This window comes from Clostridium sp. DSM 17811 (assembly GCF_018861905.1).
Classification (GTDB): Bacteria; Bacillota; Clostridia; order Clostridiales; family Clostridiaceae; genus Clostridium_AD; species Clostridium_AD frigoriphilum.
This window is the reverse complement of record NZ_JAHLDU010000004.1, coordinates 208,170-231,773: the sequence shown is the minus strand read 5'-3', so window position 1 is coordinate 231,773 and position 23,604 is coordinate 208,170. Positions and strand designations below refer to the sequence as shown.

The window sequence follows — 23,604 nt, the reverse complement described above, 5'->3', positions numbered from 1 at the left end:
TCGTTCTATTTGCATTTAACTTTAACAAAATTTAATAATATATTAAAATCTTTCAAATAATATTGTTAAAATCACATTTTTATATAAAATGTTACAATGTATACATATAAAAACAATAAAAAAAATGCCATATAGCTTAGACTTTATTTGTCTACTCTATATGGTGAAATTTACTTATATTAGTTTTATAGCTTGAATTTTTGAACCATACTATTTAATTTCTCAGCTAGTATTGCCTGGTCTTGAGAAGCTTTTGTTATTTCCCCAATGGCCATAACCGATTCGTTAACACTTGCAAGTATCTCCTCTGTACTATCAACAGATTCCTCAGCTGTAGCTGATACATTTTCAATTGCCTTTTTAATTTCTGATACAGTTTCATTTACTGTATCCATTGAAGTTCCAATATTTGAAGATATCTTATTAAACACTACAGCATCTTCGCCATATTGTTTACCTGTATCTACAAATAATTGATAATCAGGTTTAACTTGATTATCAATAAAGCCTAACACTTCCTGAGCATTACTAGAAAGGTTCCTGAAAGCCTCCTCAACTCTTGAAGTTACCTCTTGAATTCTTTGAACTGCATCTGATGAATCTTCAGCTAATTTTCTTACTTCATCAGCAACTACGGCAAATCCTTTACCTTGTTCCCCTGCTCTTGCTGCCTCAATCGCCGCATTTAGTGCAAGAAGGTTTGTCTGACTTGCAATATTTTCTATTTCATCAGCCATTATTTTAACTTCACTAACAACTTTTCCATCTTCAATTGCTTTTAATATACTTTCCTGTTTCTCATCATATAACTTATTCGCATTATTAAAACTAATTTCAGCACTTTCTCTGACTTTCTCTGCTTTTACTTCTATATCACTAGCAATTTCTACTGCTTTATTTGCTCTTAAAGTCACATCGGCCACGTTCTCTGCAATACTTTCTGTGGTTGCATTTACTTCCTGCGTTGTGGCGCTTAACTGTTCTGACCCTATGGATACTTGCCTTACTGATTCATTAACAAGATCCATTTTTGCTGATATTTCCTCTGTTGTAGCAGATAGTTCTTCGCTAGTAGCGCTAATATCAGTAGCACTTTCTGATATTTCAGAAACTAATATCTTTAAGTTAACTACAGATTTATTTAAAGCTTTTGATAAAATACCAATTTCATCATTACTCTCAATATCAACAGTTTTTGATAAATCATTTTCTCCAAGAGACTGTGCAACTACTAATACTTTCTTTAATCGTCTTGATATTGCAATTCCTATTATTAACCCCAGTGCTATAGCAACCAATAACCCTATGGCAATCACTATATTAATTTGAACTGATGCGCTTTTATATGATGACTGACTTTTATCATAATCAACTTTTGACGTAGCAACGTTTATTTTCAATTCTTTATCTAAACTCATCAACATATCATCTCTTATTTTATCAGCAGCAGGTAAGAGTTCATATGCTTTTTTATAATCTCCTAAAACTGCCTTTTCAATTAATTCATCTCTTGCAATACGATACCCCGTCATTAATTTTTCAAATTCAGCAAATTGAGTCTTTTCTATATCTGTATTTATCGTTTCTTTATACTCAGCGATAAGAATGATAGTAGCATTTTTCATATTAGTTACATCATCTTTGTGTGTTTGTATATCATTTTTATTTTTTTGATCAAGAATTAACAATGTATCGCTTTTTACCGATAATAAATTAGCTTTGATACTAATTAAGTCTTTAACACCTATCAAATCATCATTGTAAATATCCTTAACATTTGTATTAATATTCTTCATATTATATATTCCAATAAATCCAACTAACCCTAGGAACACTGCTACAAGTAAAAATGCTGATACTAATTTCTGAATCATTTTTAAATTATTAAAAAATTTCATTAATCTACACTCCTCAAATAATATATTACAATAATATATCGTTCATTACATACACAACTTTAATATTATTTTGATGATTTGTATATATTCTCATTAACATAATTAAATTTAATGGTCTCCCATAAATAATAAAAAAAATCGTTATTACATATATGTAGCAACGATTTTTTAATACTATTTAAAATTATTTTTCTATAAAATATTTCATGCTAACCTTTTTTAGTTCTTTACTACTGTACAACAAATCGTATTCGTTAATATTAACTGCTTCTGCAATTGCCATAACTACTTTTTCGCATTCCTGCTTCGTTTCTCCATGAACCATTGTAAAAACATTATACGGCCACCCCGGAAATGTAGACCTCTGATAGCAATGACTAACTTGGGGAAATAATATCATGATTTTACTAACCTCTTTAATTCGCTCTTTCGAAACTATCCACACAACCATTGCATTTGCCTTAAATCCAACATTTCTATGATTTAAGATAGTGCCAAATCTTCGAATAATACCACTTTTGCAATATTCCTTAATTTTATCCATTAATTCATTTTCTGTAATTCCAATTTCCTGAGCTATTTCTTTATAAGGTTCTGGTACCAACGGCATGTCTTCTTGAATTTTACGAATAATTTTTACATCTAAACAGCTTAACATATATAATCACTCCTTAATATTGAAAACAACATTAATTTTAAATAAATTAACTACAGGGAGCTCAATTATCTCATCAATATCTGTTTTAATCTTAATGTCATTTAGGAACTCTTTAACCTCAACTATTGAAGGAGCAATCACTGTAAACCACATATTGTATGAATGATTTCTAATATAATTATGAGTAACTCCATTATAACTGTTTATAATGTCTGCTACTTCAGTAATCCTATCAAAGGGAACCCTTATTGCACATAGAGTACTAGAATATCCTAATTTTCTTGAATCAAAAATTCCACCTATTCGTTTAATATATCCATCATTTTTAAGTTCCTTAATCATATCAATAACCTGATTTTCTGAAATGTTTAACTCATTTGCAATTTTGTTGAAGGGTCTTGATTCTATTGGAAAATTAGACTGAATCAAATTAAGTAAATTTTTATTTATTTCATCCATTAATTTATATTCCTTGTATTATCATTAGAATATGAACACCAGTCTTCGCCTGCCATGTAATCCCCATCATTATAATATGCAACGCGAGCGCGACATCCACCGCAGTCTTTTTTATAGTTGCAACTCCCACACTTACCTTTGTAATTCATAGTTCTTAATTCTTTAAATATATGATTATCTCTCCAAATTTCACTAAAAGGTGTCTCTCGTACATTTCCAATTGGAATATTTAGATATGCACAAGGCTGCACATCCCCACTAGGACTAATAATACAATAACTAGTTCCAGCTAAGCACCCGCGACTAAACCTAGGATTCATTCCCATTTCCTTTGCAATTCTCATAAACTCAGGTGCACATGTAGGTTTTAGCTCTATGTTTACATCCTTTTGTTTTAACATTATATCCTTTAATAACGACTCATATTGCTCTGGATTTAATGATTCTTCTTCAATATCTGCGCCTCTTCCTGTTGGTACTAAGAAAAAAGTATGATGAGCTACAGCGCCCATTCCAATCGCAAAATCGGTTATATCAAGTATTTCATCCTTATTCCAATTCATTACCGTTGTATGTATTTGGAAATTAAGTCCGGCCTCTCTACAATTTTTCATGCCAATTACAGCTTCTCTCCATCCACCTGTGTAACTTCGAAATTCATCATGTTTTTTAGGATTAAGACTGTCTAAACTAATTCCTATACCCATAACCCCTGCATTTTTTAACTCCATAGCAGCTCTTTTAGTTATAAGCGTTCCATTACTCCCAAGAACCGGCCTCAATCCAACTTTCACTGCGTGCTTTATTAAATCATAAATATCAGGCCTTACTAAAGGCTCCCCACCTGAAAATACCATTATTTTAAATCCCGCCTTCGCCACTTCCTCTATTAATGATTTACCCTCAGCGGTATTTAGTTCATGCTCAGCTTGAATACCTGCCTCTCTATAACAATGTTTACAATACATATTGCATTTATTAGTTGTGTTCCATGACATGATCATATTTTATGCCCCCTACCCATCTTTTTCAAAGCTGTTAACCATCTTTTCTAACTCTTTTTAAACTAATCCAATTTCATCTTCTACACCAATTTCTTTATTACTCAAATAACATGCTGGATCTGATGCCCAAAAATCTCCAGTCACTGATTCAGCCCTTGTCCTAAAATTACCATTACATACACTTAACCATTTACATTTACTACATCTACCCTTAAGCAAATTTTTTCTATCCTTTAACCCCTTCATAATTGGACTTGTTGTATCTTCCCAAATTTCTTTAAACGCTCTTTCTTTAACGTTACCAAAAGTATATTGTGGGGTAAACTGATCCGCATGTATATTTCCTAGGTAATCAACATTTGAAATAGCAATACCAGACCTATTTCCACCATTCATCTCCATCAATTTTAATATATTATCAGCTAAATGAGGGTATTTTTTTAATGCTTGCAAATAAAGATAAACTGTATCCGCATGATTATCTACAGTAAGTATTTCTACTTTATCTCCGAGCTCTACGGTTTTTTTCATAATCAAATCCATTGCAGCTCTTGACTGTGCGTGAGATATGTCCTCTTTAATCATCTCACTTCCTCTTCCTGAATAAACCAAATGATAAAAGCAAACACGATTAATTTTTTCTTCTTTAATTAGATGAAATATATCCTCTATTTGATCATAGTTGTGACTATTAATAGTAAACCGTACCCCCACTTTTTGATCCACTTTTTTGCAATTTTCTATTCCATTTAAAGCTTTATCAAAACATCCTTTAGTACGCCTAAATTCATCATGCCTATCACCAATACCATCCAAACTAATTCCTACATATCCGACTTCACTTTGTTTAATTCTTTTTGCAACATCTTTGTCAATAAGTGTACCATTAGTAGAAATAGTACTTCGTATTTTTTGCTCTCCTGCATGCTTTATTAACTCAAACAGGTCTCCCCTAAGTAAAGGTTCTCCCCCGGAAAATAATATTACTGGTACTTTAGCATTATGAAAATCATCAATAAGAGATATAGCCTCTTTAGTGCTTAATTCACCTTTGTATTTTTTACTATCAGAATTAGCATAACAATGCATACATTTCAAATTACAAGTTTTTGTGCAATTCCACACAACAACAGGCCCACGACCATTACTAACCCCATTTGTTTGCGTGCTAGCTCCGCTTACATACCTTAATTTGTCTCCAAAATTTTCAGTCCCACATAGTAATTTTGATACTCCAATCATATTTTATCTCCCCTACTTGATAGCTATTTTGCTAATAAAAAAAGTCATATAATCCCATTGTACCACATAAATATTCAAATTAAAATTTACATTTACTTAGTTTATATGTACTAAGACGTATTTTTATGATTATTAAACAGCACATCTATTTAATGTACTGTTTATTCCTTAACTAAAAATAAGTAAGATAAGAGCCTCATACTAAATTTTTAGTATAAGGCTCTTATCTTACTTTACTATAACAAATTATTAAACACTTCTTTTTTAGGAGATGCAATAACTTCTTTATTTAAAAGCATTCCTGTTTGTACTACTGCATTTGCACCTACTTCAACAGCGGCTTTAACCGAGCTTACATCACCTGTCAAAGTTATATATGACTTACCACCAATTCCCATTCCAAGTCTTATTTCAATTAACTTAACTTGTGCTGCTTTTGCAGCAGCGTCCGCTGCTACAATTGACGCTGCTATTGAAAAGAATTCTAATATTCCAAGTGCATTTACTTTATCTATTGTTGCATTACAATTAATAGCGCCAATAACATCAGGATGCACATTAGCAATTAAAACATCATCAACAACATACTGCCCACCATAATCAACACCTGACTTTTGAGCAGCTTTTACTGCCCCAACTTCACCAGCAACTAGTATTATAAATTTCCCTGGACAAGTAGGTTTTGAAAATAATAGTCTCACCTCTGCAGACTTTAGCATAACATCTGCTACTGCTATTCCTCTTGATATGCTGTTAAGCTCTATTAATGCTATTGATCTAATCATAATATCACCTCACTACTTTCAATAATTATACAATCAGATACATTTGTAACTTTTCCACTAATACTTGCATGAATATTAGCCCCCATATCCTCCCGCTTAACTTCGCCAATTAGTTGTCCTTTATTAACTTCATCGCCCACTGCTACAATTGCAGCAGCGGATTTACCTATATGTTGCTTTAATGGTATGCTCACAATGTTAACCTTTACCTCAATTGCGTCATCATCAAATTTTATATCTTTATATTTACCTAAGTTAAGTCTTTGTAGAAGCCTTGATACAGGTACTTGCCTGCCATCTCTTTGTTCATTTGGGATTATTTTTAAAGTTGTATTAAACTTAACTCCCTTTTGTCTTAACTCATTTTTTATCATTATATTTACTTGCCTTGGAGATATCCCCATAGGACAAGCATACATTTCACATATTCCACATTCGCTGCATATTAAGGCTTCTTTAAAAATTTCCTCTGAGTGATCTAGTGACATTGAAATTGCCCTCATAATTTTGTGTGGTCTTAGTGGATGACCCAGTAAATATCTTGGGCACATTTGCGTGCAATATGAACACTGAATACATGATGATTTTGTTTGATTAATTATGTGCTGCACAGATAATGATTTTCTTTCTTTAATATAATGATCTGCAGGAAGTACTATTATTCCACCATCAGTTTTAGTTATACTTCTTTTCTCTACTTCATCTGATGTTAAAATTCTTCCCATCATAGGACCGCCCATAATTACACAATAATCCTTAATATTTAAACCACCTGCAGCTTTTATACATTTTGAAACCGGTGTTCCAATTGGAATTGATAATAAACTTGGATTATTCACTTCACCAGTTACAGTAATTATTTTATCAGTAACACTCCTGCCTCTCGTTGCATCATATATGTTTAACACTGTTGCAACGTTTGACACCACTGCTCCAACATTTAGTGGTATTCCTCCAGGTGGAATTACTCTGCCAGTAACTTCATATACAATAACTTGTTCATCACCTGCAGGATAAATACTTTTAAGATAAAAAAGTTCAACTTTTGAGTCGAGCTTTTTTATTGCACTTTGAAGAGCTTGTATCTCTCTTTCGTATTTTCCTTTAATTGCAATTATAACTTTATCTGCGCCTACCAGTGGTGCCATAAAACTTAGTGCCTTTATTATTTCATCTGCATTATGGCGCATAATATACTTATCAGTTTGAATAAGTGGCTCACATTCTGCTGCATTAACTAAAAGATATTCAACACTACATTTTAGTTTAATGTGAGTTGGGAATCCGGCTCCCCCTGCTCCTACAACTCCGGCTTTATATATTTGGTCTAATAATTCCATATTAAACCCTCCTTATATGATTCTAAAAGAATCAACCATTGTACATCTTCTCTGCCTAGTAAATGATGTAGCGTTTGTAATACCTTCACCTGTTGGCCCAGCTATTGTAAATGTTGTCCAACCTTCTCCACCAAAACCTATTCCTGCATATGATGGTGCATTTTTAACAAATATTGTAGTATCTATAAGTCTTGACATCTTGGTTAAATTATCAATATTTTTCGAATGCATCATCGCAGTATGTCTATTTCCATGTTCATCTAAAACGGCTGTGTTTATTGCTTCATCAACATCTTTAACTTTAACAATCGCAAGTATTGGCATCATTAACTCTTCTTGTACAAATGGATGTAAATTCTCTGCCCTACAAATTAAACATTCAACACCTTTAGGAGCCTCTATTCCTGCTGCGGCTAAAATAACTGTTGCATCTTTACCAACAAAGTTTTTGTTAACTCCATATTTTATTTTTCCATTCTTTTCAGTTTTATTCATTACTACATCTAAAACCTTTTGTTTTTGCTGCTCATCTAATTCATATACGTTTCCGTTTTTAAGCATCTCTGCAATTAATTTTTCATATACGCTTTCAACAACAATTGCTTCCTTTTCTGCTATACATGGAAGATTGTTATCAAAACAACAACCTGCGATTATATCCCTTGCAGCTTTAACTATATCTGCAGTTTCATCAACAACTACCGGAGGATTACCTGCTCCTGCTCCAATTGCTTTTTTGCCTGATGATAACACTTTCTTAACAATAAAAGGTCCACCAGTTGCAACTACAAGTCTTATTTTAGGATTATTTATCATAAGATCGGTACTTTCAAGTGATGGTTTACTTAACGTTGTAATTAAATTTCTAGGACCGCCAGCATCAGTTATTGCTTTATTAAGAACTCTTACTGAAATAAGACAACTTTCTATTGCTCCTGGGTGTGGTGAAAATACAGCCGCATTGCCTGATGCAATCATTCCAATACTGTTACACATAACTGTCGCAGATGGATTAGTTGAAGGCGTTATTCCACCAATTACTCCAAATGGTCCCATTTCTATAAGTGTTAATCCTTTATCACCTGATATTGCCATTGTTTTAAGCACTTCTGTTCCAGGAGTTTTATTAGCCACAAGTTTAAGTTTTAAATACTTGTGATCTTTTCTTCCCATTCCAGTATCTTCAACGCAAATATCTGCTATTTTTGTAGCATTATCAAGTATAGCTTTTCGCATTGCAGCTATAAGCTCTTCCCTCTGTGAAATGCTCATACATATAAGCTGCTTTTGCGCAATGGATGCAGCCTCAATTGCTTCATCCATATCATCAAAAACGCCATCACTCTCAGAGATGTTAAGATCTCTCCTGTTCATTTCCTGAAGCACTTTTTCAACCATTGCTGATATTTCATCATTTTTTATCTCCATAACTTATCATCTCCTCAAACGTTTTAACCGCATAGGTCGCAACTTCCATATCTTGTGCAACTGTTCCGCCACTTACACCAACTGCTCCAACTATAAGATTATTTATCTTTAACGGATATCCGCCTCCAAATGTAATAACGTTTTCTAGGTTATTAATACCATAAAGTTCTCCGTTTTTTGCTAGTTCATTAAGTTCATGTGTAGGTAACTTAAATGCCACTGCACTATAAGCCTTTCCTTTTGCAATTTCAATACTTGCAAGAAGTGATCCATCCATTCTCTCAAACATTACAGGGTTTCCATGTTCATCCATGACCCAAATCACCATTGGAACTTCTATTTGCACTGCTTTTTTTATACAACTTTCTATTATCTTTTCACTAAGCTCACTATTCATTTTCTCACTACCTTTGCTATGAATTTTTTTTCCTAGTGCCTCTGCTACATTTGCCTGAACCTTTATTAATACATTTTTATAATCCTCGTATCTTGCTATGGTGTATATAACATCTGATAATCTATTAAAATACTTTGATAAATTAGCACTTACATCATAACTCACGCATAACTCTACTATATATCGCTCCGCTTCGCGTACCTTAGTTCTTGCTACATCAAGCGCTCCCGATTCAATTGTTCCACCAGGAACTATAAAACTATTAAGTTTTGGTATAATCATGTCTAACTTATCTATTACTGTTTCTAAATAATCTATATCTTCTTTAACTATTCTTTCCTTAAATTTATCAGTACCAAGCGATGCAAGTTCCGCCCCTGCTTCAAAAAGTGTTTTTTGAATTTTGAATATTATTTCTTTTATCTCTTCATCTTTTATAAAACTTCTTGCAAAACCTAAGGTCGAATTCGCACTATCGCATGTTCCATACGACCATACCCTTAAATCAGATTTTGAAGTTCTGCTTCCCCCAACTAAACTTGTTTGACCTTTATCCCCCGTTTTTGTATATATTTTCATAAATTCATCTCCTATCGGGAGTTTAAATTATTGTTTGCTTACTTCAAGATAATCTACAATACCTACAATAGCCGTATCAATTGGTGTATCTTTGTTATCTTCTAAAAGTCTTGCTCCACTGCCTGTAATTACAAGAACTATCTCACCATTTCCTGCGCCTACTGTATCAACTGCAACTAACGTATCTTTCTCTTCTTCCTCGAATTCATTAATTTTTCTAATTATCAGAAGCTTACTTCCGATCAATCTGTCATCTTTCTTTGTGGAAACAAGCGTCCCAATTACTTTTGCCAAAAACATATTCTCACCCCTCAATATAATCTATTGCAATGTTTTCTGAGTCTATGTAATCTTTTGCAAGAGATGTAATAACCGCTCCTTTTGAAATCTTTATATTCCTACAACTCCCAATAGACAGCAAATCGGTTTTTGTTATTATTCCTTTTAATGTTACTTGACCTATTTCTCTTGTCACAACTTTTTTAATAGTAGTAATTTGTGTTGTTTTCTTTTCTTCTATAATAAGTAATTCGTTTATAGCCTTTTTGAGCTCATATGCATTAATAAATGAAACCCCAAAGCTCTCTATTGTTTTTATATGATTTTTTATCATTTCATTATATGAAACATTTTGTGAATAACCTAGTGAAACATTAACTGGGTTATCAGGATCAAAACTATCCTTTACTACAATTATTTTCTTATTTTTCATAATTGCATCCGAAATTCCTGTTGTAATAAATGTATCGCGAATACCGAAAGCTGTTTTTGCAAGTATATTTCTTGTCATAACTGGTATCAATATAAAATCAACTTCATCTATCTTTTTAGACATTAATTTTATATCAGAAATCAAATCTGCATTTAGGTCTTCAATAAACTTATTAGGAATTATATCCTTTGCAGAATCAGATAAAACAACACTATATTGTAAATTATTAAATTCTTTTAAAATCTTAAATTCCTCTTCCACATTTACTACCCCGCCTGAAATAAAAACTAATACTTTTTTATTAACCAAACCTAATACTTGAATTGTAATTGCTTTTATTAGCTCTTCAATATCCAACTATATCACCTCACTTTACGCTAATTGCAATTCCGAGTGGAGTTGCTAGAAGTGGATTATACGTTTTAACAGTTTTAACCCCAGTGTACTCCTCTACAACATTTTCAATATTCCTAAGGCAACAAGTACCTCCAACAAGATATATTGTATCGATATTGTAACCTTTTATATGTTTTTGTATAATCGATGACATTTTTTCAATTACCGGCCTAACCATTGTAAACACCATATTATAATTGTTAATGTCCTTTTTATATTCCTCTGCATCTTCATATTCCATATTTAGAGCCCCTGCCGTCACAAGAGTCAAATGTCTTCCTCCTGTTGGCTCATCTGCACTATAGATAACTTTTCCATCTTTGAGTATCGAAATCCCCGTAGTACCACCACCTATGTCCACAACTGCTCCAGAGTTAATATTTAATATGTTAGCTGCCGCCGTTGGCTCATCAAGTACATTTGTAACAATAAAACCTCCACCTTCAACTACATTCTTAATAACACGTACATTACCTTCCATAATTCCTGGTGGGATTGCAGTTGCTGCATATATAAGCTCACGCCCAAGTTGCTTTTCAAGCTGAGCTTTAAGCTTCCTTATAATTTGTACTGCCTCTACAAAATTAACAACTATTCCATCACGTACAACATCTGCTGGATAAATTGCTCCTGCAACCGGAATATCATTAGAATCAAGTACTGTAATAACTATATTCGCAGTTCCAAGATCAACTCCAACCTTAAGCTTTCCCTCTACCTTTATTGGATTCTCATTAGCTATACATTTCTCCATTTGCAATATAAGCGCATTTGCTTTCTCCATCATAATTATCTACTTAACCCCACAATCCTAATGAGTCCATTATTTTTTATTTCTGCTGCATTTGCCTCATCAGTATCTATATGAACCTCTAAAACTGAATTATTACCAACTCTAACAAGTACATTTTTAAAAATAATACCTTTAAGCCCTTTAGTTTCAATATCAACAAAGTCACCATCCGAAACTCCAAATTTTATTGCGTCACGTGGTAACATATGAACATGCCTAGTTGCAACAATTACTTTTTCGCTAAAAATTTTCATTCCCTTTGGTCCAATTACACTAAGTGTTTCTGACCCTACTATGTCTGAAGAATTTCTAAGTGGAGCCTTTACTCCAAGTGCATAGGAATCAGTAAGTGATATTTCAATCTGACTTTCTTTTCTTATAGGCCCGAGTATTCTAACTTTAGTTAAGCTTCCCTTAGGTCCTGCTAATGTAACAGTTTCATTTGCTGCAAACTGACCTATTTGTTTAACTTTGCTTTTTACAGTAAGCTCATATCCTTTTCCAAATAGAATCTCAAGATCTTCCTTGGTCACATGAATATGCCTACTTGACACTCCAACCGGAATAACATATTCTCTATTTTTAATACATGATTTCCTTGAAACTTCTTCAACTATATCCTTTAAAAGAGCATCATCAAATTCATTCATTTCTTATCACCTTCACTATCCTTATAATGCATACATGCCTTTCTAGTCATTCCCTTCTTCCTACTACATTTAGGGTCATAACATAAATTGCAAATCCCCTCTGTTGGTGTTTCCTGCACTGCTCCATCCACAATGATTGAATTAACAACTACAACTGATTCTTCTACTAAAGCTTGCTTCTCTACTATTTTTCTTTCTTCTTCCTTTATTATTTCTTCTGGAATTTCTATTGTTTCTTTTTTGCCAACAAATTTATTTTTTAATCCAATAGTATTACTTGATTCAATCATTAAATCTAATTTATCCACAGGTCTTGGTATAACAAGAGTTGCATATACTGTGTTTACAGCCGCTGCACTTACTTTAGCCGACTCAATGGCTGCTTTAACTGCTGATACGTCACCTTTAATCTTAACTGTAACCATGCCATAACCTTTAGTCAATTCATACCCAATGAGCTCAACATTTGCTGATTTCATACAAGTATCCGCTGCTTCAATCGCTGCAGCTAATCCTACTGTTTCAATTAACCCAAGGGCAACTCTGCTCATATGTTTTCCTCCCTGGCGAAATTCTGATTTAATGCTTCCATAATACCCTCGCCCATATTTTTAAAAGGCATTATTTTATATAATCTCGCAGCATTATTACCAATATTTCTTGCAGTATCTTTAATATTTTCATTCAAGTTGACGTCGAGAATTGGTTTATCAATTTTAAGTTTGCTAAAGTGTAGCAAAACTCTATTTTGTTTTATTCCTATCCCGACCCCCATCCTTGAATAAACTGCAGCCTTATGAGTGATCTTTAAAAGTTCATCACCATTAACTACATCAACTTCATATGGGATGCCTTCTTCTTCAATTCCTGCGAGTATATGCTTAAGTATATTAATATCTGGTTTATCTGTAACAACAACAATACAAGGTCTACTGTTATTCTCCATTTTATATTCCTTTCAAGCTATTGTAGTAAGATATTACAAGACCTGTTGCTACTGCATTTCTAGGGCCCTCTTTTGCTCTTATATTACCACTTCCACAAACTATGCCATAATGAGAAAGCTCATCAGATATCATCTCAGGTATTTCAAAATCAAGTGCTGATCCACCAACGAGTACTACAAACTCAATAGCGCGAAGGTTATTCCCTGGTGCTATATCTTGAAGCGCTCTTACAACATTTGTTATAAATATCTTCTTTTTAGCTTCGCGTCTAACAATTCTTATTTTATCAATTGAATGTTTTGAATGGACTGGAAGCATCTCATTTTCTTTTACAACAACATTTCTTGCAAATATAGAAGCACTAAGCGGCTTTTGGAAAAAACAAACACTACCATCTTCATACCTTATATTAAATAAGCTTTCAACTTTCGCAAGAGGATACTTCTTGATATCCTCAGCCAGGTTATAATCATCTATTCCAAGCTCTGAGTTTATGAGCATTGTTACCATCTCTCCTGCTCCTGCATGATGAATAGATTTTACATCTCCTGTTTTACTTATAAAGGCAGAGTCTGTTGATCCCCCACCTAAATCAAGTATTACCATTGGTCTGTCCGTACCTGGAGTAGTTAATGCTCCAAGGACTGCCATATTTGCTTCAACTCCACCAATAATCACCTTAATGCCTGTCTCCTGCTCAAGTTTTCTTGCTATACTTTCCATAGGCAGTCTACTTGTTTTAACCATTGCTGCTAGTGCGACTGCATTTTCTAAAGCAAACTCTCCTGCTATACCTCCATTTACCTTTTGAGGTACAAATGTGTCTACTGCTAGAATGTCTTGAATTTTTATTTCGCAGCTTTTCTGCTTAGTTAATTGACCCATGACCTGCTTAACTCGTTCAATCATCCCTCCAACATTAGTTCCACTCTCACCCACCACATCATTTATTGGCCAAGCATCCCTCAGTGCCTGCATTATTTTAACTGCACCTTCTTCGATGCCAACTTTTTTTTCTTGTTTTCCAAATAAAATAAGATTACCAGAAGGAATCGTTCTTTCCTTTACGTCTCCCTCTGGTGTCCTAATTACAACAGCTGATTTATTTCCAATCAGAGCCCTTGCAACAGGGATTATATGCTTTGTTTCATCTGGGGTTAAACTAAATATTGTAGCTAAGCCATATGGATTTGAAAGTACTGTTATGTTAGAACCTGGCGCGGCTACCTCAACAGCTGCAATCATTCCCATAGGTACTTTTTCTATAAGAGAAACTTCATCAACAATCGGGATAACTTTCCTTAGCCTATTAGAAATAATAACACCATCATCTGCTTGAACAATAAGCCCATTAATCTTTACATTATTATCAAGTGCATTATTAATTCTCATAGCAGCAGTTTCAAAATCTACTGACTTTGGAATTATACAAATTACATCTTCCATACTGTGTAGATTTACTATTTCATCAATATACACAGTCTTACCAATACCAATACCTAGTCCACCCGGTGTATCTGGATTATGTCCAATCATAGTTGACTCGGTTATTATTGTTTCTGTAATTGTTTCCATTGCTACATCACCTATTACAGGCGTTGCCTCATTGATACATATGGAATCCAATGCAGATAATTCTATATTAATCTTCTTGCATGCGTCAGTTAGTGAATTTAAAATTCCAACAACGTTATCTAAAGTTCCTTTTATCCCTGTAGTTTTAGACAAACTACTAGAAACAAAATTTAGACCATTTTCAATATCCGCAATAGCTACTTCTGTTGTAGAATTACCTACATCTACACCTGCAATAAACTTCAAACCAATCACCTCATTAATCATCATCTTCGATGCTGTCGTTAAACTTTTAGCCTACTTCTTTTTTCATATACATCAGCGGCTTCTCTTACTAATGTAGCATTTATTGTGGCATTATACTTATCCTCAAGCTCTGTCGCAATATCTAATAACTCCTGCTTTGTAGATCTAAAAGGTCTAAGTGCACTATAAATCTCAAGAACTCTTGCATCCGGAATTATAACCATTTCAGCAGCTCTTCTTAAATTTTTACCAAATTGAACTCTTCCAACCTCATCTGCAATTTGTGCTTGATATAAAAGTACCTCTGATGTAATTTTTATATCATCATCTTTAACCTCTCCACTAAGCACACTTTTAACATCTATGTCGTCAAGCCCTTTACCATTTTTCGTTTTAATAAGTTCTTTACTCTTTATTGCTAATGGATAGTCTTTAAGTGTTAACTTCTTAGCATTACCATTACTTGCTACTTTAACCTCTTGTGGTTCATTGTTCATCATTTTCATAACTTCTTTTACTATTTGTTCAATATTCATATTATCATCCATATAATTCACCCCTTACTTAAATACAACTTTAAGCTGCATAGGTTTTGCATTTGGCACAACATGCTGTGTTTCCTTGATATGAAGAACTGCTGCTTTTGCTTGATATTTAGGCCTTGCCATCTGATCATTTAATGTAGGAACAGGATCTGGTGACTCACCTTTTGCATATTTAGCAGCATTTTTCCCAATTGCTCTAAAAGTTTCTCTTGTAATTAATGGTGCTTGTGGGAAAAGTTCAAGATTTTCTAACATCTCAAGGTCCTTTTGATGAATAACAGTTGTTCCTTTTGACTGAATGCCAATACCAATTCCTGAGCCACTTAAAACTGCTGCATCATGAGCCATAAAACAAACATCCGATGTACGAGTTACTCTAATAACTCTTGAAGTAACACCTTCTTCTTCAATCCCTGCCATAAGTTCACTAAGTACTTCATTGTGTGGAATATCAACAATAGTTTTTGTCTGATAAATTCCAAATGCAGGAGCTACTGCTATAACAACTTCATCGCGTCGCATTCCCACTTTCGCTTCTCCAACTTCAATAAGCTCTAATTTCGAATTCGTTGTATCTACTTTATTATTTGTTGCATCATCAAGCGAATTGCCTTGTGATTGTAATTTTTTAACAACTTCATTGGTTATAATTTTGATTAATTCTTCATTAGACATTACATTCATATCACATCACTCCTCTAACTACATTTTATTAGGATCAAGAGCCTGATTAATGTTTTTGATTTCATCCCATCTTGCTCCCTCAAGCCTATACCCAGTTCCTGGTCCCATATAATCATTAGGATCATTTACTGCGGTAATTACATTGAATTTATCGTCAAAAATAGATGAGGTGTGTAGATAATCTCCAGCAATTCTTTGTTTAACCAAACTTAGAACTCTCTGTGCAATCTCTTCATTACCACTCTTTGAAAGAGCTTTAACTACTTCAAGAACTGTAATTCCATTTTTCAGTATACTTTGAGCAGCCTTTAAATCTTCTACAACATTTCGGTTTGGAACATCCTTACTTCCATGTGCATATGTTACGGCCTCAACTTCTTCATCAGTTATTTGTGGTAATCCCATTTCTTTAAATACTCCTTGAAGCACTTTAGCAGCCTTATTTCTAACAGCAATTGCATCTGCTTCTTTTACTGGTTTGAGCCCTCCATCAACCTTTAAATCTCTTTGAAGTACAAGGTAGTCATCATAATCATCAACATCAAAGTTAGAACCTGCAAACATATTATCATAATTAGGAACTCCACCGTATCCTGAGAATATAAAGTCTGTTCCAGGAAGGAATTGCATCATAGTTCTTGCAGTTTTTCTTATATCTGAATGTGTGAATGTTTGATCATTTCCTGAACAAACTTCCATGTCAAGCATTGAAGTTATTAGGTTTTCCGCAAGTACGGCTCTTATTCCACCTGAAACAGCTGCTGGTATACCAATACAACTTATAGAACCATTTTGTAATCCTTGAACTCCAGCACCTTTTGTGATCATTATGCATCTTGCTTCAAGATAAAGCATTGACTTACCTTCAGCATAGCCCATTAAAACCTCTGAACCAGTACCAGATGTAAATCTCATTTTAAGACCACGTGATGCATATGCAGATGCAAGGAAAGCCTTTGACCAAGGAGTATCATCTCCATCAGTAAATACTTGCTCCGTACCATAAACTGATATAGTCTCAGCATATGCTGTATAACCAAGCATTCCAAGTTTAAGTTCTGTTGCTTCTTCAAGAGCACATTGAGTTAATATTCCGCCTCTTCCTACTTGTGCTCCAATTAATAATCCAAGTGCATTAAACGGTGCATATCTTGTTACAGCAACTGTAGTTTCCATTTCATCAAAACCTCTTAAAGCGGCTTCTGCAGCATCAGCCGCAATAAGGATTGGATTATCTTTTACATTTGTAATATGGCACTGATTAGATGGTGTTTTTCTAGCTCTCATTTTTTGTAGTGCCATCATCATTTCAACAACATTTAAATGATCTACAACTTCAACTAGTTTTGCTGGTGTAATTGATGTAGCAATAGTTACAATTTTTGCTCTAGGGACATTTATATCTGTAAGCATCCTAGCAATTTCAAGTGAACTAATTGCCATAGATTTTTCTGCATCACCAAGGTTTATAGCATGATCTGCAAGAAAAATATCTATAAAATCAAAATCAGCTCTTTTCTTTCCATCCATTTCAGATATTTTACCATTTTCAATTTTCAAACTAGATTTAGGATCATTTGGACCATCCATTGCAATAAGGCCTACATCTGGCCAATCTTTTACAAACCCATCTTTATTAACTTCCCTTTTTTCTAATGCTTCAAATCTTTTTGACCTTTTCATAATATCAACCCTCCATCCTTAATTTAAATGTACGGTTCGGTAGTTGAAGTTGGTTCATCACCTAACGCATTTAAAAGTTTCTTTCCTACTTCTCTTCCTGCGATTACCGCTTGTCTTACTGCTCCTGAATCTCCAGTTATTGCAAGTATAACTTCGTTTGAATGTGATGTCCCTTTAGAAGGACTTGAATAAGCAACTATTTCTACATTTGCAGTTTTAACAGCAGTATCTGCCATCATTACTCCAATTGCTGCCGGCGCCCCAATAACTAATCCAAAAGCCTTTCCAACAGGTGCTCCAAAAGCTTTTTCTATTGCCAAACTAGCTCTCGCACTATACTGCATTTCAAGATGTCCTGCATCATTACCATAAACATCACCAAAAGTTCTAGGAAGTTCTTTTAATGTAACTTCAACTGCACGCCTTGCATCTGAAACATCCTCTGCTCCAAATATTATAAGGCAACCATGGCCAGCCCCACCTTTTGTATCTCTTGGAAGTTCAATTGAAACGATTTCAGTATTAGTAGCTTTAACAGCCTCATCAGCAGCCATTATTTGTGGACCTGCTCCGGTTCTTGCTCCTATAATACCTATTGAATGGAATTTTTTATCAATTCCCATAGCCGCGTGTAGTGCCGAGTCTATGTTTGCAATAACTAAACCAATTGTATCCCCAATACCTGTTCCAACAAATTCGGTTAATCCTGGTGCCTGCATAAATTTCCCCTCCTTTTTAACTTCTTTAACCTCTATAACTTCATTTTTAACTTTACCTTCATTCTCACATTTTGCAATTTCTTTAACTGCCACCTCTACGTCATTTGGTTTTATTTCTCCACTAGCAATTTTACGTCTAACCTCTTCGTAAACCTTTTCAATTAGCTGTGTATTCATTTACATCAACCTCTCACTATTTATTCTGAAACTGGATATTTAGGTAATATTCTTTCAACATCAGTGTGAGGTCTTGGAATTACATGAACAGATATTACTTCTCCAACTCTCTTTGCAGCTGCGGCACCGGCATCAGTAGCGGCTTTAACAGCACCAACATCTCCCCTAACCATAACAGTAACTAGTCCTGAACCTATTTTCTCATAACCTATAAGAACTACATTTGCAGCTTTAACCATTGAATCTGCAGCTTCTATTGCACCAATCAAACCTTTTGTTTCTATCATTCCTAATGATTCTTGTCCCATAAAAACACCTCCATTTATTTTATATCTTCATTATAGCGAATTTTCACACTTTTCGATGTCAATATATTGCTCTATTTAAGTATAATATTGATTTCATAAAAAGGAATTATTTTGACATTTGTAGGTATTATTATTACTATATAGATAGTGCTAATATATTTTTATTATATTAAATATAGTATGTTTTTATTACAATTAATGGTAATATATTCACTATATAGTTAATGGTATTAAAGCTTCTTATAAAGGAGGAATATTATGACAATGCATCCTAAATATAAACTCAAAGAAATTATTGATGTATCCTCGCTTAAAGATATTCAAGATAAATTCGCAAAAATAGTTGGCCTCTCAACTGTAACAGTTGATGGAGATGGAACACCTGTTGTGCCCGCCAGTTATTTTACTAAATGGTGTAGCTTAATTAGAAGCAGCACTGAAGGATATAGCCGTTGTAAACATTGTGATTCAATTGGTGGAACAATGGCAATGAAGGCTGGTAAACCTATTATTTATAACTGCCATACTGGTCTCATTGATTTTGCCGCGCCAATAATTGTAAACGGTAATTATCTTGGATCTATGTTATGTGGACAAGTAACAAGTACAAACTTTAAAAATAAAACAATCATAGATGTTAAGAGATTATCACATGAGCTTAGTTTATCTGAGAATGATCTAAATGATGCATTAAATGAAGTTCCGGTAGTTGATTATGAAAAGATTCTGGTATCTGCTGATTATCTTTTTCTTTTCTCTAATTTCATCGCTAAAATGGGAATAGCAACAATTACAAAATCAGAACTATTGGACGAAACTAAAGAAAAAATGAAACTTACAGAACTTCTTAAAAACATGGAAATTAAAGCCCTTCAGGCTCAAATTAATCCTCATTTTCTATATAATACTCTAAATACCATTGCAAGAATGGCTTTAATAGAAGGGGCCCCCGACACTGAAAATCTCATTTATGCGATTTCTGACCTATTAAGATATAGTCTTAAGAATTCAAATAACATGGTTACAATATATTCAGAAATAACTAATATTAAAAAATATTTTTATATTCAAAAAACAAGATTTGGTGATAGATTTGATTACAAAATAGATATTGATCCTTCAATACTCTACTTTAAAATTCCTGTAATGACTCTTCAACCATTAGTCGAGAACTCAATAATTCATGGTCTTAAAAATATGACGATAAATGGTAAAGTTAAAATAACAGGTAAAAATTTTAATAATAGTTATCTCACACTTGAAGTTTTTGATAATGGCATTGGTATTGATGAAGACAGACTTAAAACAATTTTTTCAGTTGAAAATTCTTATGAGAACCTTACTGGTCTAGGAATTAAAAATGTAGACGACAGGATTAAACACTTCTTTGGGTCTAAATATGGCATCGAACTTAAATCGACTAAAGAATGTGGAACTACCGCTACAATAAAGGTTCCTTGTATTAAATTAAATAAAAGGGAGGAGTAACTAATGCACAATTTACTAATAGTTGAAGATGAAAATATTGAAAGACGAGCGCTTAGGTATATCATTGAAGATAAACTAAGTTGTATTAATATTTGTGGTGAAGCTAAAAGTGGCTTAGAAGCTATTGAAATGGCTAAAACAAGTACCCCCGATATTATTTTAATGGATGTAGAAATGCCTGAACTTAGCGGCCTTGAAGCTCAAAAAGAGATAATTAAATTTTTGCCAAATGTACACACAATCATTCTATCCGCTTATGATGATTTTGCTTTTACCCAGAGTGCAATTAGAATAAAAGTAATCGATTACCTTTTGAAACCCATAAGACCTAACGATTTAATTGAATCTATTAACAGAAGCATCTCTTTAATAAATAAGCAAAATGATAGAGTCATAAGCGATAACCAAGATGATACGCTAATTAAAGAAGCTATGAATTATATCGATGAACATTATAATACATATATAAGTCTTCAATCAATTGCAGCTTATGTTCATCTTAACCCACAATATTTCAGTAGATACTTCAAGAGTAAAATTGGTATTAACTTTATTAATTATTTATCTTCCTTTAGAGTAATAAAAGCAAAAGACTTGCTCCTAAATACAGATAAAAATATTACAGAAATATCACAAAATGTTGGATATGTTGATTCAAGTTATTTCAGTAAAGTTTTTTTAAAAAGTGTTGGAATGTCCCCAAATCACTTTAGGTGTCAAAACAAGAAACAACATTTCTAAAGATAAAAGCTGCATAACGAATTCGTTATGCAGCTTTTATCTATTTACTTTATTTTCATAGTAAACTTACGCATCAAATTTCCGAAATTACTTTTTCAAGAATATCTAATGCCTCATCAATCTCTCCCTTTGTTACATTAAGTGGAGGAAGTAATCTTACCACATTATTTCCAGCCGCAATTACAAGCAATTTATTGTCAAAACACGACTTACAAAATTCCTTTGTATCTGTGTTTATTTTTATTCCAATCAATAGACCTATACCTTTTATTTCATCTATCACACCATATTTCTCTTTTATTTTAAGTAATCTTTCTTTCATATATGCACTTTTGTCGTCAATTTTCTCTATAACTCCACCATCAAGAAGCTCTGTTAAAACAGCCTCACCAACAGCACATGCAAGTGGATTTCCACCAAAAGTGCTTCCATGATCACCTGGTACAAATGCCGCTGATGCTTTAAGATTTGTAATAGTTGCCCCTATTGGAAAACCGCCACCGAGTGCTTTTGCAATACATATAACATCAGGAATAACTGAAAATTTCTTATAAGCAAAAAGACTTCCAAGGCGTCCCATACCGCATTGTACTTCATCAAAAATTAATAGAGCATCATATTTATCGCACAAATCTCTTGCTGCTTTTAAGAACTCTATTGTTGCAATATTTATTCCGCCTTCTCCTTGAATCGGTTCTACTATTACAGCGCATACTTTATCATTAAAATTCTTTTTTAACTCTTCTACATCATTAAATTTTACCTTTTGTGTACCTCCAATTAATGGGCGGAAATCCTTTTGATATTTTTCCTGACCAGTAACTGATAATGAACCCATAGTTCTACCATGAAAAGATTCGTCCATATATATAAGTACATTTTTATCTTTAGTTGTTTTTAATGCTCCGTATTTTCTCGCTATCTTGAGCGCTGCTTCTATGGCTTCTGTCCCACTGTTACAAAAAAACACTTTATCGTGATCGCAGTTATCTATTAGTTTTTTTGCGAGTAGCTTATGAGGTGTATTCCAATAATAATTAGAACTCTGCATGAGCTTACTACTTTGCGTAGTTATTGCATTTATTATAGCAGGATGGCTATGCCCAAGACAATTCACTGCAACTCCTGATACAAAATCCATATACTCTTGACCCACTAAATCATAAATTTTACATCCTAGACCTTTCTCAAAAGTAACATCATATCTTCCATAAGTATTCATTACACAATTTTCTTCCATTATATTACCCCTTTTGCTGTTATAATTTTAGTTCCACTATCCTTAATTATATTTAATAATAAACCATGCTTTTTTCTTCCATCTACTAAATGAACATTCTTAGCTCCCTTATCAATTGCAGCAACGCAACATTCTAGCTTTGGAATCATTCCACCATAAATCATACCCTTATTTATAAACTCTTTAGTTTGTGCAACCGTTATTGATGATAAAAGCGTTGTTGGGTCAGTTATATCTGTATATACACCATCTATATCCGTCATAATTAATAACTTTTCAGCTTTAAGTACTCCACTTATAGCAGCTGCAGCATAATCCGCATTTATATTATAACTATTTCCTTCACACCCTACCCCAACTGGAGAAATAACTGGTATATACTTGTTTTTAAGCAAAGTAATTAATACCTTGGTATTAATATTGGCAACTTCTCCAACAAAACCAATATCAATTTTTTGGCCATCTTCTAAAACATACTTCTTTTTAGCCTGAATTAAATTACTGTCTCTACCGCTTATACCTATGGCATTTAATCCTCTAAGACTTAAAATTGAAGATAATCTTTTGTTAACATTACCTGATAATACCATCTCTACAATTTCCATAGTATCCTGACCTGTAACTCTTAACCCATTTATAAACTTGTTTTCACCGCCAGATTTCTTTACCCATTTGCTAATCAAAGGACCTCCGCCATGTACTATAACAACTTTTATGCCTGCTTTTGTCATAAGCTCAATATCTTCTACAAATGCTTCCTTAGCTACATCATTGCTCATTATACTTCCACCATATTTTATAACAAAGGTTTTACCCTCATATTTACACATTTCTAAAAAATCTTTTTTATTTGATTCATTATTTAATATATCCATTATAACCTCCAAACCTAATACTTAATTTTCACTAA

The 23,604-nt window shown here is 33.4% G+C and carries 25 protein-coding genes; 2 read left to right on the top strand and 23 right to left on the bottom strand.

Features of this window, described 5'->3' with window-relative positions; translation table 11 throughout:
* Positions 1–185: 185 nt before the first annotated feature.
* The 21 genes from KPL44_RS07940 to pduA form a co-directional block, all read right to left on the bottom strand.
* Complete coding sequence (locus KPL44_RS07940; protein ID WP_216248515.1) at positions 186–1,898, bottom strand: methyl-accepting chemotaxis protein; 1,713 nt, start codon at positions 1,896–1,898, stop codon at positions 186–188.
* A 184-nt stretch (positions 1,899–2,082) separates the two neighbouring features.
* Positions 2,083–2,556 carry a siroheme decarboxylase subunit beta gene (ahbB, locus tag KPL44_RS07935; protein WP_216248513.1) on the bottom strand — a complete coding sequence of 158 codons (474 nt, stop codon included), beginning with the start codon at positions 2,554–2,556 and terminating at the stop codon, positions 2,083–2,085.
* Positions 2,557–2,562: 6 nt separating this feature from the next.
* Entirely contained in the window at positions 2,563–3,015 is a 453-nt protein-coding gene (gene ahbA / locus KPL44_RS07930) for a siroheme decarboxylase subunit alpha (RefSeq protein WP_216248511.1), read from the bottom strand.
* Positions 3,015–4,019: a putative heme d1 biosynthesis radical SAM protein NirJ2 gene (gene nirJ2, locus KPL44_RS07925; RefSeq protein WP_216248509.1), complete on the bottom strand. Its 1,005-nt coding sequence runs from the start codon at positions 4,017–4,019 to the stop codon at positions 3,015–3,017. Before nirJ2 ends, ahbA begins: the two co-directional genes overlap by 1 nt.
* 57 nt (positions 4,020–4,076) lie before the next feature.
* Entirely contained in the window at positions 4,077–5,261 is a 1,185-nt protein-coding gene (gene nirJ1, locus KPL44_RS07920; protein ID WP_216248508.1) for a putative heme d1 biosynthesis radical SAM protein NirJ1, read from the bottom strand.
* Between the two features lie 236 nt (positions 5,262–5,497).
* Positions 5,498–6,046, bottom strand: coding sequence for a BMC domain-containing protein (locus tag KPL44_RS07915; RefSeq protein ID WP_216248505.1), 549 nt, complete (start codon positions 6,044–6,046; stop codon positions 5,498–5,500).
* Positions 6,043–7,386: a 4Fe-4S dicluster domain-containing protein gene (locus KPL44_RS07910; RefSeq protein WP_216248503.1), complete on the bottom strand. Its 1,344-nt coding sequence runs from the start codon at positions 7,384–7,386 to the stop codon at positions 6,043–6,045. The genes KPL44_RS07915 and KPL44_RS07910 overlap by 4 nt, the downstream gene beginning before the upstream one ends.
* 12 nt (positions 7,387–7,398) lie before the next feature.
* Complete coding sequence (locus tag KPL44_RS07905; RefSeq protein ID WP_216248495.1) at positions 7,399–8,814, bottom strand: aldehyde dehydrogenase family protein; 1,416 nt, start codon at positions 8,812–8,814, stop codon at positions 7,399–7,401.
* Positions 8,798–9,790 carry a cob(I)yrinic acid a,c-diamide adenosyltransferase gene (locus tag KPL44_RS07900; RefSeq protein WP_216248493.1) on the bottom strand — a complete coding sequence of 331 codons (993 nt, stop codon included), beginning with the start codon at positions 9,788–9,790 and terminating at the stop codon, positions 8,798–8,800. Before KPL44_RS07900 ends, KPL44_RS07905 begins: the two co-directional genes overlap by 17 nt.
* A 27-nt stretch (positions 9,791–9,817) precedes the next feature.
* The gene (locus KPL44_RS07895; RefSeq protein ID WP_216248491.1) at positions 9,818–10,090 is read right to left on the bottom strand and encodes a EutN/CcmL family microcompartment protein; all 273 of its coding nucleotides are present in this window, start codon (positions 10,088–10,090) and stop codon (positions 9,818–9,820) included.
* Between the two features lie 4 nt (positions 10,091–10,094).
* Positions 10,095–10,859 carry a flavoprotein gene (locus KPL44_RS07890; RefSeq protein WP_216248489.1) on the bottom strand — a complete coding sequence of 255 codons (765 nt, stop codon included), beginning with the start codon at positions 10,857–10,859 and terminating at the stop codon, positions 10,095–10,097.
* Between the two features lie 10 nt (positions 10,860–10,869).
* Positions 10,870–11,685, bottom strand: a complete 816-nt coding sequence (gene eutJ, locus KPL44_RS07885) for an ethanolamine utilization protein EutJ (protein ID WP_301182943.1) — start codon at positions 11,683–11,685, stop codon at positions 10,870–10,872.
* A gap of 2 nt (positions 11,686–11,687) precedes the next feature.
* Positions 11,688–12,341 carry a phosphate propanoyltransferase gene (locus KPL44_RS07880; protein WP_216248487.1) on the bottom strand — a complete coding sequence of 218 codons (654 nt, stop codon included), beginning with the start codon at positions 12,339–12,341 and terminating at the stop codon, positions 11,688–11,690.
* The gene (locus tag KPL44_RS25730) at positions 12,338–12,892 is read right to left on the bottom strand and encodes a BMC domain-containing protein (RefSeq protein ID WP_216248485.1); all 555 of its coding nucleotides are present in this window, start codon (positions 12,890–12,892) and stop codon (positions 12,338–12,340) included. Before KPL44_RS25730 ends, KPL44_RS07880 begins: the two co-directional genes overlap by 4 nt.
* Positions 12,889–13,287: a glycerol dehydratase reactivase beta/small subunit family protein gene (locus KPL44_RS07870; RefSeq protein ID WP_216248484.1), complete on the bottom strand. Its 399-nt coding sequence runs from the start codon at positions 13,285–13,287 to the stop codon at positions 12,889–12,891. The genes KPL44_RS25730 and KPL44_RS07870 overlap by 4 nt, the downstream gene beginning before the upstream one ends.
* A 1-nt stretch (position 13,288) precedes the next feature.
* Positions 13,289–15,109 carry a diol dehydratase reactivase subunit alpha gene (locus KPL44_RS07865; RefSeq protein ID WP_216248482.1) on the bottom strand — a complete coding sequence of 607 codons (1,821 nt, stop codon included), beginning with the start codon at positions 15,107–15,109 and terminating at the stop codon, positions 13,289–13,291.
* Between the two features lie 38 nt (positions 15,110–15,147).
* Positions 15,148–15,657, bottom strand: a complete 510-nt coding sequence (locus KPL44_RS07860) for a diol dehydratase small subunit (RefSeq protein WP_216248480.1) — start codon at positions 15,655–15,657, stop codon at positions 15,148–15,150.
* A 12-nt stretch (positions 15,658–15,669) separates the two neighbouring features.
* Positions 15,670–16,338, bottom strand: a complete 669-nt coding sequence (locus KPL44_RS07855; protein WP_216248478.1) for a propanediol/glycerol family dehydratase medium subunit — start codon at positions 16,336–16,338, stop codon at positions 15,670–15,672.
* 18 nt (positions 16,339–16,356) lie between these two features.
* A complete protein-coding gene (locus KPL44_RS07850) occupies positions 16,357–18,021 on the bottom strand; it encodes a propanediol/glycerol family dehydratase large subunit (RefSeq protein WP_216248476.1) in 1,665 nt (554 codons plus the stop codon).
* A gap of 23 nt (positions 18,022–18,044) precedes the next feature.
* Positions 18,045–18,917: a propanediol utilization microcompartment protein PduB gene (gene pduB / locus KPL44_RS07845; RefSeq protein WP_216248474.1), complete on the bottom strand. Its 873-nt coding sequence runs from the start codon at positions 18,915–18,917 to the stop codon at positions 18,045–18,047.
* Positions 18,918–18,937: 20 nt separating this feature from the next.
* A complete protein-coding gene (pduA, locus tag KPL44_RS07840; RefSeq protein ID WP_171297598.1) occupies positions 18,938–19,225 on the bottom strand; it encodes a propanediol utilization microcompartment protein PduA in 288 nt (95 codons plus the stop codon).
* Positions 19,226–19,483: 258 nt separating this feature from the next.
* Between pduA and KPL44_RS07835 the strand changes: the two genes are divergently transcribed.
* Both KPL44_RS07835 and KPL44_RS07830 read left to right on the top strand, forming a co-directional pair.
* The gene (locus tag KPL44_RS07835) at positions 19,484–20,713 is read left to right on the top strand and encodes a sensor histidine kinase (protein ID WP_216248472.1); all 1,230 of its coding nucleotides are present in this window, start codon (positions 19,484–19,486) and stop codon (positions 20,711–20,713) included.
* A 3-nt stretch (positions 20,714–20,716) separates the two neighbouring features.
* The gene (locus tag KPL44_RS07830; RefSeq protein WP_216248470.1) at positions 20,717–21,454 is read left to right on the top strand and encodes a response regulator transcription factor; all 738 of its coding nucleotides are present in this window, start codon (positions 20,717–20,719) and stop codon (positions 21,452–21,454) included.
* 73 nt (positions 21,455–21,527) lie between these two features.
* Here KPL44_RS07830 and KPL44_RS07825 read toward each other — a convergent pair whose 3' ends face one another.
* Positions 21,528–22,694, bottom strand: a complete 1,167-nt coding sequence (locus KPL44_RS07825; RefSeq protein WP_216248468.1) for an aspartate aminotransferase family protein — start codon at positions 22,692–22,694, stop codon at positions 21,528–21,530.
* Positions 22,694–23,569 (bottom strand): acetylglutamate kinase, encoded by an 876-nt coding sequence (gene argB / locus KPL44_RS07820; protein WP_216248466.1) that lies wholly within the window; start codon positions 23,567–23,569, stop codon positions 22,694–22,696. The genes KPL44_RS07825 and argB overlap by 1 nt, the downstream gene beginning before the upstream one ends.
* Between the last annotated feature and the right edge of the window lie 35 nt (positions 23,570–23,604).

Coding starts and splice junctions, on each gene's coding strand:
- KPL44_RS07835 (WP_216248472.1), top strand. CDS start 19,484: ATGACAATGCATCCTAAATATAAACTCAAAGAAATTATTGATGTATCC.
- KPL44_RS07855 (WP_216248478.1), bottom strand. CDS start 16,338: ATGAATGTAATGTCTAATGAAGAATTAATCAAAATTATAACCAATGAA.
- argB (WP_216248466.1), bottom strand. CDS start 23,569: ATGGATATATTAAATAATGAATCAAATAAAAAAGATTTTTTAGAAATG.
- pduA (WP_171297598.1), bottom strand. CDS start 19,225: ATGGGACAAGAATCATTAGGAATGATAGAAACAAAAGGTTTGATTGGT.
- KPL44_RS07850 (WP_216248476.1), bottom strand. CDS start 18,021: ATGAAAAGGTCAAAAAGATTTGAAGCATTAGAAAAAAGGGAAGTTAAT.
- ahbB (WP_216248513.1), bottom strand. CDS start 2,556: ATGTTAAGCTGTTTAGATGTAAAAATTATTCGTAAAATTCAAGAAGAC.
- KPL44_RS07870 (WP_216248484.1), bottom strand. CDS start 13,287: ATGGAGAATAACAGTAGACCTTGTATTGTTGTTGTTACAGATAAACCA.
- KPL44_RS07940 (WP_216248515.1), bottom strand. CDS start 1,898: ATGAAATTTTTTAATAATTTAAAAATGATTCAGAAATTAGTATCAGCA.
- KPL44_RS07860 (WP_216248480.1), bottom strand. CDS start 15,657: ATGGATGATAATATGAATATTGAACAAATAGTAAAAGAAGTTATGAAA.
- KPL44_RS07825 (WP_216248468.1), bottom strand. CDS start 22,694: ATGGAAGAAAATTGTGTAATGAATACTTATGGAAGATATGATGTTACT.
- eutJ (WP_301182943.1), bottom strand. CDS start 11,685: ATGATGGAGAAAGCAAATGCGCTTATATTGCAAATGGAGAAATGTATA.
- KPL44_RS07915 (WP_216248505.1), bottom strand. CDS start 6,046: ATGATTAGATCAATAGCATTAATAGAGCTTAACAGCATATCAAGAGGA.
- ahbA (WP_216248511.1), bottom strand. CDS start 3,015: ATGGATGAAATAAATAAAAATTTACTTAATTTGATTCAGTCTAATTTT.
- KPL44_RS07880 (WP_216248487.1), bottom strand. CDS start 12,341: ATGAATGAATTTGATGATGCTCTTTTAAAGGATATAGTTGAAGAAGTT.
- nirJ2 (WP_216248509.1), bottom strand. CDS start 4,019: ATGATCATGTCATGGAACACAACTAATAAATGCAATATGTATTGTAAA.
- KPL44_RS07830 (WP_216248470.1), top strand. CDS start 20,717: ATGCACAATTTACTAATAGTTGAAGATGAAAATATTGAAAGACGAGCG.
- pduB (WP_216248474.1), bottom strand. CDS start 18,917: ATGAATACACAGCTAATTGAAAAGGTTTACGAAGAGGTTAGACGTAAA.
- KPL44_RS07910 (WP_216248503.1), bottom strand. CDS start 7,386: ATGGAATTATTAGACCAAATATATAAAGCCGGAGTTGTAGGAGCAGGG.
- KPL44_RS07900 (WP_216248493.1), bottom strand. CDS start 9,790: ATGAAAATATATACAAAAACGGGGGATAAAGGTCAAACAAGTTTAGTT.
- KPL44_RS07895 (WP_216248491.1), bottom strand. CDS start 10,090: ATGTTTTTGGCAAAAGTAATTGGGACGCTTGTTTCCACAAAGAAAGAT.
- KPL44_RS07905 (WP_216248495.1), bottom strand. CDS start 8,814: ATGGAGATAAAAAATGATGAAATATCAGCAATGGTTGAAAAAGTGCTT.
- KPL44_RS25730 (WP_216248485.1), bottom strand. CDS start 12,892: ATGAGCAGAGTTGCCCTTGGGTTAATTGAAACAGTAGGATTAGCTGCA.
- nirJ1 (WP_216248508.1), bottom strand. CDS start 5,261: ATGATTGGAGTATCAAAATTACTATGTGGGACTGAAAATTTTGGAGAC.